This is a genomic window from Methanosarcina sp. 1.H.A.2.2 (assembly GCF_000979975.1).
Classification (GTDB): domain Archaea; phylum Halobacteriota; class Methanosarcinia; order Methanosarcinales; family Methanosarcinaceae; genus Methanosarcina.
The window spans coordinates 1-13,361 of record NZ_JJQL01000084.1 but is presented as its reverse complement, the minus strand read 5'-3'; the positions used below and the strand labels follow the sequence as shown (position 1 = coordinate 13,361).

The 13,361-nt window shown below is 42.2% G+C and carries 14 protein-coding genes; 8 read left to right on the top strand and 6 right to left on the bottom strand.

The window, feature by feature from the left end; genetic code table 11:
• Window positions 1-95: 95 nt before the first annotated feature.
• From EO93_RS13495 to EO93_RS18580, 3 genes are all read left to right on the top strand, one after another.
• Complete coding sequence (locus tag EO93_RS13495; protein ID WP_052735462.1) at window positions 96-1,064, top strand: PGF-pre-PGF domain-containing protein; 969 nt, start codon at window positions 96-98, stop codon at window positions 1,062-1,064.
• A gap of 276 nt (window positions 1,065-1,340) precedes the next feature.
• Window positions 1,341-2,558, top strand: a complete 1,218-nt coding sequence (locus EO93_RS18585; protein WP_342764212.1) for an MASE3 domain-containing protein — start codon at window positions 1,341-1,343, stop codon at window positions 2,556-2,558.
• Complete coding sequence (locus EO93_RS18580) at window positions 2,473-3,345, top strand: histidine kinase dimerization/phosphoacceptor domain -containing protein (RefSeq protein WP_342764211.1); 873 nt, start codon at window positions 2,473-2,475, stop codon at window positions 3,343-3,345. Before EO93_RS18585 ends, EO93_RS18580 begins: the two co-directional genes overlap by 86 nt.
• Before the next feature lie 124 nt (window positions 3,346-3,469).
• Here EO93_RS18580 and EO93_RS13485 read toward each other — a convergent pair whose 3' ends face one another.
• From EO93_RS13485 to EO93_RS13480, 3 genes are all read right to left on the bottom strand, one after another.
• Window positions 3,470-4,447 carry a cation diffusion facilitator family transporter gene (locus tag EO93_RS13485; RefSeq protein WP_048134470.1) on the bottom strand — a complete coding sequence of 326 codons (978 nt, stop codon included), beginning with the start codon at window positions 4,445-4,447 and terminating at the stop codon, window positions 3,470-3,472.
• A 164-nt stretch (window positions 4,448-4,611) separates the two neighbouring features.
• The gene (locus EO93_RS17010) at window positions 4,612-4,803 is read right to left on the bottom strand and encodes a hypothetical protein (RefSeq protein ID WP_200898122.1); all 192 of its coding nucleotides are present in this window, start codon (window positions 4,801-4,803) and stop codon (window positions 4,612-4,614) included.
• A 99-nt stretch (window positions 4,804-4,902) separates the two neighbouring features.
• The gene (locus EO93_RS13480; protein WP_048163045.1) at window positions 4,903-5,556 is read right to left on the bottom strand and encodes a phosphoribosyltransferase; all 654 of its coding nucleotides are present in this window, start codon (window positions 5,554-5,556) and stop codon (window positions 4,903-4,905) included.
• Between the two features lie 537 nt (window positions 5,557-6,093).
• Here EO93_RS13480 and EO93_RS13475 point away from each other — a divergent pair.
• From EO93_RS13475 to EO93_RS13465, 3 genes are all read left to right on the top strand, one after another.
• Window positions 6,094-6,951 (top strand): AIM24 family protein, encoded by an 858-nt coding sequence (locus EO93_RS13475; RefSeq protein ID WP_048163043.1) that lies wholly within the window; start codon window positions 6,094-6,096, stop codon window positions 6,949-6,951.
• Between the two features lie 255 nt (window positions 6,952-7,206).
• Window positions 7,207-8,037, top strand: coding sequence for a winged helix-turn-helix domain-containing protein (locus EO93_RS13470; protein WP_235284270.1), 831 nt, complete (start codon window positions 7,207-7,209; stop codon window positions 8,035-8,037).
• Between the two features lie 156 nt (window positions 8,038-8,193).
• Window positions 8,194-8,847, top strand: a complete 654-nt coding sequence (locus EO93_RS13465; RefSeq protein WP_048163041.1) for a hypothetical protein — start codon at window positions 8,194-8,196, stop codon at window positions 8,845-8,847.
• A gap of 111 nt (window positions 8,848-8,958) precedes the next feature.
• On the opposite strand, the gene EO93_RS13460 is transcribed toward EO93_RS13465, so the two are convergent.
• From EO93_RS13460 to EO93_RS13450, 3 genes are all read right to left on the bottom strand, one after another.
• A complete protein-coding gene (locus EO93_RS13460; protein ID WP_235282964.1) occupies window positions 8,959-9,204 on the bottom strand; it encodes a transcriptional regulator in 246 nt (81 codons plus the stop codon).
• A 122-nt stretch (window positions 9,205-9,326) separates the two neighbouring features.
• Window positions 9,327-10,466: a DUF362 domain-containing protein gene (locus tag EO93_RS13455; protein WP_048134483.1), complete on the bottom strand. Its 1,140-nt coding sequence runs from the start codon at window positions 10,464-10,466 to the stop codon at window positions 9,327-9,329.
• A 134-nt stretch (window positions 10,467-10,600) separates the two neighbouring features.
• Window positions 10,601-11,008 (bottom strand): ArsR family transcriptional regulator, encoded by a 408-nt coding sequence (locus EO93_RS13450; protein WP_048134485.1) that lies wholly within the window; start codon window positions 11,006-11,008, stop codon window positions 10,601-10,603.
• A 259-nt stretch (window positions 11,009-11,267) separates the two neighbouring features.
• Here EO93_RS13450 and groES point away from each other — a divergent pair, with 259 nt between their 5' ends.
• Both groES and groL read left to right on the top strand, forming a co-directional pair.
• Entirely contained in the window at window positions 11,268-11,546 is a 279-nt protein-coding gene (gene groES / locus EO93_RS13445; protein ID WP_048134487.1) for a co-chaperone GroES, read from the top strand.
• Between the two features lie 125 nt (window positions 11,547-11,671).
• A complete protein-coding gene (groL, locus tag EO93_RS13440; protein WP_048163039.1) occupies window positions 11,672-13,282 on the top strand; it encodes a chaperonin GroEL in 1,611 nt (536 codons plus the stop codon).
• The last annotated feature ends 79 nt before the right edge of the window (window positions 13,283-13,361 follow it).

The following is a 13,361-nucleotide window of genomic DNA, read 5'->3' as shown; positions in this document are numbered from 1 at the left end:
ACATGAAAATAAGATCAACTGGAAGTTTACGAGAAAAGTTGCTGATGAGAAAATGTCTAAATATTATGCACCATAATTAAGTTTCTAAGACACTAGTGCCTATAAATGATATCACTGAAGGAACTAGCATTACAACTAACACCACAACACCAGATCAGCCTGTAAAACCTCCTGCAAACAATACAACCACTAATACTACAACTCCTGAGAAACCTGTAGAACCCAAAGTACCCTCCAATAACACAATCAATAATACAACTACTCCGGTAGAGACACCCGCTGAATCCACTGTACCTGTCACGACTCCAACTGAAACTCCAGTAGAAACCCCTGTTGAAGACACTGAAAGTAGTTCAGGCGGCAGTCATCACAGCTCAAGCTCCGGTGGTTCTTCTGGTGGAGCTGGTGGTTCTCCTGAACCTGCAAAGAATGTCGCATCTAAAGAGATCTCACAGACCTTCATCACGAACGGAAAGCCTATAGTGTTCAATTTCCCGCAGAACGCAACCTGTATTGAATTCATAAAGTTTGAAGCAAAGAAAACTGCAGGCAAGACTACCACCATTGTTGAGGACCTGAAGAATAAGTCTACTCTTGTTTCTGACCTTCCGGAAGGTATTGTTTACAAATCATTCAACGTATGGGTCGGTAATGCTGGCTATGGAAATTCAAAGGATATTGAAAATAAATCAATAGGCTTCAAGGTGAATAATGCCTGGATTCTGGATGACCATATAAACAAGTCTTCTGTTGCTCTTTTCAGATACGATGACGAAAACAAAGAATGGGTTAAGCTTCCAGTAAAGCTTGTAGATGAAGATGAACAGGTCCTGCATTTCACAGCTGAAACTCCGGGTTTTTCTTCCTTTGTAATTACAGGAGAAAAGATCGGTGTTGAATCCACAGAACCAACTGTAAAATCTGAAATCAATAAATCAACAGATCTGAACATGTCCGAAAATAATTCTGAAAATTCCAGGGATCCTGGATTCGGTCCCGTAGCTGTAATATTGATAGTTGGTGCAGTTGGCCTTTGTTGTCTCTACTTCTACAGAAAAATGTAACTTAACTATCAAATAGAATATTGCCAGCTTGGGAAGATTATCTTCCCATTTATTTTTTTTGGATGGATATTAGCAAGCAGAAAAAAGATTTTGGGCAGAAATCTAAAAATAATTCCAAAAATATTGTTATATGTAAATTTCTAAGTCAAACTTTTTTTAGTAACTATATTAATTTATAGTGTGATTTTTTATGGCGATATATTATAAATAATATAAACTCAGTAGTTCCTCTGCATACCTAAATAATATTCAAATGGGGTAAATGTATTTAGCAAAGTGGGTAAAAATTCTCGGATCGTAATCTACAAAATAATATTCTGGGCAGTCGTAATAAGTTTGCTCCATCTGATTAACCTTAGTAACAACCTTTTTTTCCACACTCTTGTAGAGTTATTCAGTGTCATAATTGCGTATGTAATATTTCTGGTTGCATGGGAATCCAAGACATTTTTGGAAAACAGGTATCTCCTGCTGATAGGAATTTCTTGTTTCTTTTTTGGCACTCTGGACCTTTTACATACTTTGTCATATGAGAGGATGGGGATCTTTCCGGGTGGCATGAATCTTTCTACCCAGTTATGGATTGCCTCAAGGTACCTGGAGGGGGGATCGTTCCTAATAGCTTCTCTGTTATTAATGAGTTCCAGGGCATTGAGCATAAAAAAAGATACCAGCCCTGCAGAAAAAGTCCGATTTGCCCGGGAGATATTTCTCGCATATACCGGAGTTACTCTTGTTTTGTTGCTTTCAATTTTTGTTTTCAGGAATTTTCCGGTTGCTTATATTGAAGGTGTAGGGTTAACTGCTTTTAAAGTCATAAGCGAGTATGTAATCTCTTTAACGCTTGTCTGTTCATTGATCCTTCTTTATCTAAAGAGAGATAGGTTTGAAAACCATGTTTTCAGGCTGCTCGCAGCCTCCATAATCCTGACAGTTCTCTCAGAACTGACTGCCACCACGTTTACACAGGTAGATGACTTTTCGTTTGCTATTGGGCACTATTTTAAACTACTGTCTTTCTACCTGATCTACACGGCAATTGTGTCTACCGGGTTCAGTGAGCCTTACAGCATTCTTTTCAGGGAGCTTAAACAGAGTGAAGAAGCTTTGAGGCAGAAAACATTTTTTCTTCAGGATGATCAGGGGCGTATTTACAGGATGCTCGGTGTGCAAATAGAAGAACCTGAAAGTGAACCTTCAATTGTGTTTCCTCAAACAAATGATGGGGCCTACTCTTCACTGGTGCAAAATATCGAAGGTCTTATAGGTTTCCGGTTTGATGAAAATGCAGAAACAACCTTCATGGACGGGGCGGTTGAAGAGATTACAGGTTACAGTAAGGAAGACTTTCTTTCTCACAGGGTTAAATGGGCAGAAGTAGTTGTGCCTGAAGACTGTCCCATGCTTCTTGAGAACATTAAAAAATCAGTATCTAATCCGGATCTATCTACCGAAATCGAGTACAGGGTACAGAGAAAAAAATGGAGAGGTTAGATGGGTCAGGGAGGTTTTCCAGAAGCTTCCGAAAGATTCCGGAACTTCCGGGCAGTTCCAGGGATTTGTTCACGATATTACCGAACGTAAAAAGGCAGAAGATACTCTACGAAAAATTGAGGAAGCCCGCATAAAAGAAATCCATCACAGGATAAAGAATAATTTGCAGGTAATCTCTTCCCTGCTCAGTCTCGAAGCAGAAAGGTTCAGCGACAGAAAAATGTTTGAAGCCTTCCGGGAAAGCCAGAACCGTGTAGCTTCTATGGCTCTCATTCATGAAGAGTTATACAAAGGTGATGACATAGATACTCTGGATTTTGCAGCCTACCTCCGGAAACTGACTGCAGACCTGTTAAACTCATATCTTGTGGGCAACGATAATATAAGCCTCAAACTTGACCTTGAACAGGTTAATTTTGGCATGGACACTGCAATTCCTCTTGGAATTATTGTCAACGAACTGGTCTCGAATTCCCTGAAGCATGCTTTCCCTGAAGGGGAGGGAGGAGAAATTCGAATAAGTCTCAGCAGGGCAGCAAAACCTGCTTCAAAAACAGGACATTCAGTCGAGGGTATGGGCTGTGAAAGGGGTTTTGATTACACATTAATGGTAGCAGATAACGGCAGGGGTATTCCGGAAACCGTTGATTTTAAAACTGTCGATTCTCTCGGGCTCCAGCTTGTAAATATTCTCGTTGAACAGATAGATGGCTGTATCGAACTTAAAAGGGATCAGGGAACGAAGTTTGTAGTGGGGATAAATGTAGCAGAAAGTGCTGATGTCTGATGGATTTTCGGGTCAAGCTGAAACTGCTGTTCAATGTGTAAACTCTCTTTTAAAAATGGTGAAAAAAAGTTAAAGGAGCTTATGTTTAAAAAGGAACCTTCTATTTCAGGAGAGTCTCTGCTTTTCATTTTTTTCCTTCGTATCCTGAATCCGAATTCAAGTCCGAACAGGGTTCCACATGAATTGAGAATTGGCCATTTTTGCCGCAGACTTCCTTTAACCTGTCTTCTACCTTTGTTGAGATTTCGTGTGCATCCACAATGTTCAGGCTTCTGTCTACTTCAATATGGACATCTGCAGCCATGGCATTCCCTATCTTCCGGGTTTTTAATTCATGGAAGCCCAGCACGCCTTCCGTGGTTATCAGGATTTCTTCAATACTTCTATAGGTCCCTGAGTCCAGTGAAGCTTCCAGCAGTTCGTTCAGGTTTTTGTAAGATATATCGAATGCCACTTTGAAGATAAAGAAACTCAATATTACGGCGGCTATCGGGTCGAGCACCACCCACTTGCCTCCAAGGAGGATTGCACCTCCGATTCCAACCATTGTCCCTACTGAAGAGAAGGCGTCTGAACGGTGATGCCAGGCGTTTGCTATCAGTGCATCACTCTTAAGTTTCCGGGCATATATTATGGTGTAGCGGTATAGCCACTCTTTTATCACTATTGAGAGGATTGCTGCAGCAAGAGCAATCCCACTTGGAGCTGGTAGCACTTCTCCATGATAAAAAGCAATAACCTTTTGGAGACCGCCCCAGAAAATCCCGAAAGCCACCACAACGAGTACCAGTCCTATAAATGCAGCAGACAGGGTCTCGATTTTCCCGTGACCGTAATTATGCGTGCTGTCTCTGGGCTTTTTGGCAACTTTTAAACCTGCTATTACTGCGATGTCGGTCATGAAGTCTGACATGGAATGGGCGGCATCAGCAACCATTGCCGAACTGTTACCCATTATCCCTGCAAAAAACTTAAAACCCGTCAGCAAAACGTTTGAAGCCATCGCAACCTTTGTTACGTAAATTGCCTGGGAATACCGGGTGTTTTCCGTCTCCTCGGAGTTAGAGAAGGCTTCATTATCTGTACTATCAGTTCCTTTCATAATTTCTCAGAAAAGCCGTGATTTCTTTGAATAAATTTTAAATTTATACCTGTATTATATACCTTAAACCAGAACATATAGGTAAGCGATCAACAGATATAAATATTCTCTTTCGCCAGTTCCGAATCAATTAGTGTCACAAGATACTGTTTTTCAATTAAATCTCATTTGTATAACCATAGGTTATATTCGTTATACTTTCCCGGACGAAGAAGATCAAATAAAAGGGTTCCAGAGCCTCTTCTCTGAAGTTCCTTTGCAACGTACTTGTTGTGGGCTATGGCGTATGTTCCCGCTTCCATGCACAAAAACAACAATTCCCCCGGCTCCTTCCGGGGTAGATAGAGTTCCCTCAAGATGGATTGCAATCGGGATACGGACTTCATCATCTCTTTTATGAATAACAGATTTACCTGGGATTTGGCCGCGAGTTAGTAGCAGATTTACCTGCGAGCTTACTTCGTTGAAAAATTCCTTGCTTTATCCAGCAGTTCACAGACTTCTTCGTCCGTAGTCTGGCTGAAGTCTCCATACCATGTGCCTACTGAATAAAAGGGCTCCGGCGTAGTAATACAGATTATTTCATCTACTTTGTCCTCAAAGAAACTGCGCGTGTCCGGGGAAGCCGTGGGGACTGCAACGACCAGTTTAACCGGGTTTTTAGTTTTAAGGGCTTCAACTACTGCATGCATTGATGCTCCGGTTGCAATCCCGTCGTCTATCAGGATTACAGTCATGCCACTTATATTCAGTTTGGGATGGTTCCTGCGGTAAATACGCTCCTTGCGTTCCAGTTCTCTGAGTTCGTTTATAGCTATCGTAGCAATTACTCTATCAGGTATCTTGAAAGACCTTACAATATCTTCGTTCAATACACGGACGTCTTCAGATGCTATTGCTCCCATTGCCAACTCTTCATTGCCAGGAACTCCTAGCTTCCTAACTACGAAAACGTCCATTTTTACATTCAGTTCTTTTGCAACTTCAAAAGCTACCGGAACCCCACCCCGCGGAAGCGCCAGTATCAGTACATCCGGACGGTTTGAGTACTTTGAAAGTTCTTTTGCCAGTCGTTTTCCTGCATCTGCCCTATCTTTAAAGATTGCCATTGTTCCCCTCAATTCCATATTAATCGGATTAATTCATAAGTTCTGTTTATTTATATTATCATATGTTTAAACTCTTAAATGTATAGATTATTCTTAATTTAAATTTAAACTCTCATATGCTTCTACTCAGAGATTACACAGTTTATATAAAACTAATATAAGTGATGGCAAATGAGCCCGTGTGGAAAAGCTAAAACAGAAAAGTTAAATGAATAAAACTTTCAAAAATATCCATTCAATTCTCAAATATTTGCTGGCTCTGGTAGAATTCTTAAGTGTGTATGTTGCATATGTGATATTTCTTCTAGTGTGAACCTCAAGACCTCATCTGGAAAACCAATCCCTTATGTTTATAGGAACTGCTTATTTTTCCGGAGCTGCTTACTTTTTCATCGGAATTCTGGACAACTTTCTATAAACTACAACTGTATCAAAATATTATAATACAATTACTAATATATTTATTTAAGTGGACGGCTGAATATCTAATATTATATCTGACGTTCGGCACGAATCTATAAGGTTATCTTCAATAAATTGATAAGTGGTGAGCCTATTATCGAGAAAAAATTCTATGATAACATCAATGTTCTGGAATGCATTGAAAAAGATGGAATAAAGATCGAGATTCTTGAGTATAAGACCCTGCGGGGGCTCAGGGATGTCTGCCTTGCAGAAAACCTGTATTACCTTGAGAAAGCTGGCATGAGCCTCAAGCAGGTAAAAATCACCCTCATGAATAGTGCAGTAACCACTGAAAGGGGAGCCCTGCATTTCCACAAGGGGAATATCTGTGCTGAGTGCGAGACCGGAGGAGTTGGAGGTCTTGCAAAAAAACTACTTAAAAATAAATTGACCAACGAGTCTGCCTTTACTCCCACGTACTCAGGTACAGGAGAGATTTTCCTTGAACCAAGCTTCAGCCATTACATACTGCTGGAACTGAACAATGATGCGATTATTGTAGATAAGGGAATGTTCTACTGCTGTGAAAACGGGGTCAACGTAGAAGTCTCATCCCAGAAAAACCTATCATCCGGCTTTTTTGGAGGAGAAGGCTGGTTCCAGACCAAAATCAGCGGAACAGGTCTGTGTGTACTTGCAATTCCCGTGCCTCCGGCTGAGGTTCTTAAATATGAGCTTAAAAACGAGAGATTACAGGTTGATGGGAATTTTGTATTCCTGAGGTCGGCTTCTATCAACTTTACAGTTGAGAGGTCTGCAAAGAATCTGGTCGGAAATCTGACAAGCGGCGATGGAGCCCTTCAGACCTTCGATGGTACCGGAATTGTCTGGATGGCTCCCACTCAATTCGTATATGGAGCCCTTTCGCGGTGCTATTATCCTTCTGTTCCTAATGCTTCAAGAAGCAGTGGCAGCAGTAGCGATGACTGATTTTCTTTCCGGCATCGGGATCGTTCCATTTGCCTGAATCTGGGAAGCACCTGGAAGGAAAAATGAAAGGTTCTTTTTCTTATTTCTTTCCTTGAACTCTCTTCTCCGATATTTTTTTCCATTTTTTATCCCTCTTCTCTACTTTTCTGGTTTTTCAGACTCAAGATAACCTTTATATTCGTACACTAATGATTATATCAATACTATACTTATTCGAAATCTTCACACTATCGTATTACTAAAAGATGCTGACTTATGTTAGAAGGCGCAAACCAGATGAAACTACAGCTTGTTAATATTCTTTTATTTTCCGACAACAGGAAAAATTTACTGTTACTGCTGGCAGAAGGGCCCCGAAATAGTGATGAAATTCTTGATTTGCTTCAGGTCCCCAGAATTTCCCTGCTTCCCCATATCAAAAAATTAAAAGAAGAAGGTTTAATTGTTCAGAAAGGAGATGTATATCGTCTTTCTATCATAGGTGATATATTAGTTAAAAAAGCCAGGCCTTTACTGGATGCAGCCAGCACATTTGAGGATAATGATTATTTCTGGAGCCACAGGAAACTGGATTCTATTCCTTTTCATCTGTTAAAACGGATAGGGGAGCTTAAAGGAAGCCAGCTTGTAGAACCCGGGCTTACTCACGGCTTTGACCTGTTCCCTGAGCTGATTAATCATTTTACCGGGTCTTCAAAGGTTATGCTCCTTTTTTCTTATTTTCACCCTCAGATCCCTTCTTTCTCTCTGGAGCTCGCAAAAAAAGATGTTAAGGTGCAGCTCATCCTTAGCAGAGATTCATTTGATAGGTTTTCAGGGGATTTCCGTGATACGGGAGAGAAAATTCTGGCGAGGAAAAATGCCTCTGTTTTTGTGTATGCAGGAGCTCCGCTTGAAATTCCTGCATTGATTGCTATTTCGGAAAACGCGTTATTGCTCGGGTTTTTCAATAAGAAAGGAAGGTTTGAAGGGCAGTACCTTCTCAATTTAGAATCCCGCGCCCTGGCCTGGGGTAGAGAACTCTTCGAATACTATATGGAAAGGTCAGATAAAATCTGTTTAGGGGATCAGAAAATGTCTGTTTAGTGAGTCAGAAAGTTTGTTCAATAAATTATCCTGAATGCAGTACTTATAGCCAGAGAGCTTCCTGTGACCTGTTAAATTCAGATATATACTTTAATCTGAACATGAGACCTCCAGTTTTAAATATCTTTGATTCCCGAAGATCTTACAGGTATTCCAATGAAACGAACCTCTAAGGAATGGAAAGAAAAAAGGGCGGAATTCATTAAAGGCAAAGCCTGTACCTGGTGCGGCTCTTCTGAGCGCCTGTGTGTCCATACTCCCGGAGCCTTTTCTCCGGCAGAGGTCCGTTCCGGGATTTACAGTCTTGCTTATACCCGATTCAGGGAAGTGTACAGACAAAAGTACCAGAAATTCGAGCACGTCCTGACCGGTAAACACCGCCATAAAAGCCACCCTGCCTGGCACAAAGCCTCTACTGTACATAAAGCCAAGCCTGATTATACTGACCTTGAAGAGCAGTGTATCGAGGTGCTTGTTGAAGATACGGGAGAAGGAAACTTCAAAAATCTTTATCATGAATGGCTTGACGAAAGCGGAATTGAAGAGCTAATTGAAGAAGAAACTCGAAAAGCCGAAGAAGAATATGCGTCTCTGAAACACGCAACTGTACTCTGCAATCGCTGTCATTTTGCAAGCCTGAGGGGCATGGAGCTCTGCCCGGTATGCAGAAAAAAGTATAAGTCTTCAAGGTATGAGACCTGCTTTGATTGTCTGCCTGATGAAAAAAAGAAAGAAGTTATGGTAAGGCAAAAGGAAAAAGAGGATTTCCCGGAGAATTCGGAGAAGTTTTCTGATAAATATAGTTCCTGAAAAGCCATAGTTTCATAAAACCTCAGCAGGAAACCCGTTAAATCTTTAGATTTAGCGGGTAGTTGACTTTATGACTATGGCGATATGAATCGGGAACCTTTCCTGTTTTTTTCATAAAAGAGCCCAGCCACTTCCTCCACATGCCCTGCAGGTCCCCGTTTCCAGGTTACCTGACCCGCTGCAAAGTGGACATATTATTGCAGGCTGGGCAACGAGCACGTTTCCCTGTCCTCCGCAGGCTTCACAGATTCCACCTTCATCATTCCCGGTTCCGCTGCAAAGAGAGCATTTTTCCGGAGCATACTCTGTATCGATATAGGTATAAAGCATCCCATCACCTTCTTCATTTACGAGCACAGGGATATTTTCCCAAGCAAAAGATTCTTTTAATACGTCTTTTAGGCGTTCTGGATTAAAAGATCTTGCAAAAAGATGAAAAAGAAAGTGTTATAATGTAATTGCCGGATTTCATTTTACATTTATGCTCTACGTATTAAATCCTCGGTTTCTGTTAAAAACTGTGCCAGCAGGGACTTTTTTATCTCGACTGCATCGTTAGGGCAGAGTTCCCTGCAGCAGTAGCACAGGATGCATTTTTCCGGATTAATCTTGAAAGTTCCGTCTTCCAGCCGTTCCACCGCCCCGGGAGAACAGTTCAGATAGCAGGCTCCGCATTGAGTACATTTTCTCTGGTTGATTCTGGGGTTAATGGTGTAATATTTGCCAAGGCTGCGCTTAAGGAACGCAGGGGATGTACTGATTCCCCCGCTCGAAGGCTTGAATTTCTTTTTGACTTCTTTTAATGGCTTTCCGACCACTACAGGACACTGGTTTCCGAAACCTTTCTTCAGGGCACCTGTCGTAGTGGGGATTTTGAGAGGATCAAAGCCGATCAGTTCTGCTGCAACAATATCCAGGGAAACACAGTCCGGGCTTGCTAGAATTACTCCTGAGTTTACAGGCTTTCCGTGGGAAGGCCCGTTTCCTTCCATGCCTACAACTCCGTCCATGACTGCAAAACCGGGTCTGACGATAGAGTACACATCGGCGACGGCTTCGCCAAAAAGGTCCCGGTTTCCAAGAAGGTGAATTTCTTTTCGGCATTTCAGAGGGAGGACTCCGAAGAAATTCTTGACCGCGCCTGTATAATATGTAAGCTCATGGGTTTTCAGTTTCGGAAGAGATATTATAACATCTGCTTCAAGGACAGGGTTTGCAATGTACAATTTCCGGAACTGAAGCGGCTCTGGAACTTCTACCAGAGTAAAACCTGCAGTTTCAAAGTTCACAACCCCGGCTCCGGCTTTGCGGGCAGCCTCTTCTATGCCTGAAACCTTCAGGGCTTTTGCTGTAGCTCCAGGCCTTGAGATCCCGGCTCCATCTCCTACTACTGGCTTTCCTCCTGCACTGAGCACGAATTCACACATTGCTGCTACCACAGAAGGATGGGTAGTTGTTGCAGCTTCCGGCGGGCTGGCTGAAAGGAGATTTGGCTTGAGAAGTACGCGATCTCCCGGATCAATTATTTTTTCAATGCCGCCCAGCAGGCCAAGAGCCCGGGCTATTGCTTCTTTTGTATCAGAATAATCAGGGCAGGAAACTATGGAGACTCTGTTCATTGCTAAAAAGTAAATGGAAATGATTATTGAATTCTTTTCCGGTTTCAGCCTGTTGTTTTAGGCTGTTGTTAGTTTCTCAGCTTCCAGTCTATAGTCAGTTTGTTATCTTCTGAAGTGCCTTTTATATCAGGTTTTTACCTGTTTTTAAGGCCCATCATTGAATCTATTTCTTCAGCTACGTTTTCCAGTTCATCAAGTATCCTTTCCGAGTCTTTCCTCATCTCCTTTACTGCAGCTTTCAGGCTGCCTCCCCTCAAATAAATCAGGCGTTTTTTCCTGTAAAGGAGCCCGGAGTCGTTGAGGTTCCGGAGGTGATGGTTGATTCTTGAGATTTTCATATCAAGGTCTTCAGCCAGAATTTCCGATGAACTTATCTCGTCATTTGAAAGTTTTTCAAGCAGGCTGAAGATTATCCTGTTGGCTGTGTTTTCGGTATCCCTGCCCGAAGAAAAGCCAAAGCTGTCACAGAACCATAAAAGATCTTCTTCAAGGCTCTTTATCTGGGGTTTTTCAAGATTTCTGAGAAGAATCTGCTGAACCATCTGTGTATTATTTTAGAGATTCATGTATATATATTTTATTTTAATTTGTAGGCATCATTTCGATTTTTTTGCAATTATATTTATTTTACTTACAAATTTTCTCTAGAATGCGGGCAATTTTTAAATATAAGTTTTGCATTATATGCAGATAGTTGGGCGTTTTACAGCTCAATACATTCATCAATTCCATGCTGACTTATAGCAACAAGTGAATGTTCAGCTAATTTTAGGTCACTTACATATCAAGGAGGAATAAAGAGTGATTGTCAGACCTATTGGCGAACGAGTATTACTCAAACACCAGAAGAAAGAAGAAGTGACTAAAGGTGGGATCTATATCCCGGAGCCTGCACGGCAGGAGAAAAAAGAAGGAATCGTTCTGGCTGTGGGGACCTTTGAAGACGGGAAGGAGCTCCCTCTGAAAAAGGGAGACCACGTAATTTACGGGGGATACCAGGTCGATGAGATTGAAATAGATGATGAAAAATATATTTTTGTCGACTTCAAGGATATCCTGGCAACCGTTGTTGAAGAATAATGTCAAATGAGGCCGTTTCTGAATATATTGCATCAGGCATATCCTGAATGTCAGGTAAATCACGACTTCGATAAATTATAGCTTAATTAAGCAAGAATATTTAATCCTAATCCAGGTGAATACAGATGGCTTCAAAGCAGATAATGTTTGATGAGAGTGCAAGAAAAGCCCTCTTAAACGGTGTAGATAAAGTCGCAAATACTGTTAAGATCACCCTGGGGCCGAGGGGCCGTTATGTCGTGCTGGATAAAAGCACAAAACCCGTGGTCACAAATGACGGTGTCACCATTGCAAAAGAAATAGAGCTCCATGACAAGTTCGAAAATATGGGAGCCAAGCTTGTCAAGGAGGTTGCTTCCAAAACCCAGGACAACACAGGAGACGGGACAACTACCGCCACCCTCCTTGCCCAGAGCATGATCCGGGAAGGCCTGAAAAATATCAGTGCCGGGGCAAACCCTATAGAGGTCAAGAAAGGGATTGAGATTGCCACAGAAAAGGTTGTAGGGTATCTCAAGAGCAAGAGTGTGGAGGTAAAGGGCAAGGACAAAATCATACAGGTAGCTACTATTTCTGCAAACAATGACGAAGAAATAGGCAACCTGATCGCCGATGCTATGGAAAAGGTCGGCTACAACGGGGTAATCACCGTTGAAGACTCAAAGACAATGGAAACCAGCCTTGATGTTGTTGAGGGTATGCAATTTGACCGTGGGTTTGTTTCCCCCTACATGGCAGTTGATACTGAAAAAATGATCTGCGAATTTGAAGATCCCTATATCCTGATTACAGACAAGAAGATCAACAGCATGAAGCAGATCGTACCTGTGCTTGAGAAGGTCGCTTCCGAAGGCCGTTCCCTCCTGATTATTGCTGAGGATGTTGATGGGGATGCCCAGGCAGCCCTGATCCTGAACATCATCCGCGGAGCCCTGAGGGTCTGCGCTGTAAAAGCTCCCGGATTCGGAAACGAGAGAAAGGAGATGCTTGAAGATATTGCCGTCCTGACCGGCGGACAGGTTATCAGCGAAGAGAAGGGCATGAAACTTGAGGAATTCAGCGACTACATGCTCGGAAGTGCCAGGAAAGTCACGGTTGACAACCATAAAACCATAATTGTAGAAGGCAGGGGCGACAAAGCAAAGATTGATGAAAGGGTCAGGATCATCGAAGCCCAGGTCAATATTGCTGAAGCCGACTACAGAAAAACCGAGCTTAAAAAGCGCCAGGCAAAGCTGGGAGGCGGCGTTGCAGTAATCAAAGTGGGAGCTGCAACCGAAACCGAGCTCAAAGAAAAGAAGATGAGAATCGATGATGCCCTGAACGCCACAAAAGCCGCAGTTGAGGAAGGTGTGGTCACAGGAGGAGGGGTATGTCTCTTCCGTGCAGCTGCAATTCTTGAATCCCTGAAACTTGACGGCGACAGGCAGGTAGGCGTGAAGATCGTTCAGAGGTCCATAGAAGACCCTGTTCGCCAGATCGCCACAAACGCAGGCAGAGAAGGTGCTGAAGTGGTGGCAACCATAAGGGCGGAATCCAGCGAACTCTTCGGGTACAATGCAAAGAGAGATGTCTTTGAAGACCTCTTCGAAGCAGGTGTAATCGACCCGACGAAAGTGGTAAGAAGCGGTCTTCAGAACGCTGCCTCAATCGCAGGTATGGTGCTAACGACTGAAGCTCTTGTAACCGATTTTGATGAAGAAAAGGATGAAAGGACAGATACAATTATTATCTGATTACAGCTTTTTTCTTTTCTTTTCTTTCTTTTCTTTTTTCCTGCTCTCATTATTATTATCATTATTATTATTATTATTA

What these genes read in the sequence shown, in the direction of transcription:
- EO93_RS13485 (WP_048134470.1), bottom strand. Translation starts at nt 4,447, where the DNA reads ATGAAAGGAACTGATAGTACAGATAATGAAGCCTTCTCTAACTCCGAG.
- EO93_RS13480 (WP_048163045.1), bottom strand. Translation starts at nt 5,556, where the DNA reads ATGGCAATCTTTAAAGATAGGGCAGATGCAGGAAAACGACTGGCAAAA.
- EO93_RS13470 (WP_235284270.1), top strand. Translation starts at nt 7,207, where the DNA reads ATGTTAGAAGGCGCAAACCAGATGAAACTACAGCTTGTTAATATTCTT.
- EO93_RS13465 (WP_048163041.1), top strand. Translation starts at nt 8,194, where the DNA reads ATGAAACGAACCTCTAAGGAATGGAAAGAAAAAAGGGCGGAATTCATT.
- EO93_RS13455 (WP_048134483.1), bottom strand. Translation starts at nt 10,466, where the DNA reads ATGAACAGAGTCTCCATAGTTTCCTGCCCTGATTATTCTGATACAAAA.
- EO93_RS13450 (WP_048134485.1), bottom strand. Translation starts at nt 11,008, where the DNA reads ATGGTTCAGCAGATTCTTCTCAGAAATCTTGAAAAACCCCAGATAAAG.
- groL (WP_048163039.1), top strand. Translation starts at nt 11,672, where the DNA reads ATGGCTTCAAAGCAGATAATGTTTGATGAGAGTGCAAGAAAAGCCCTC.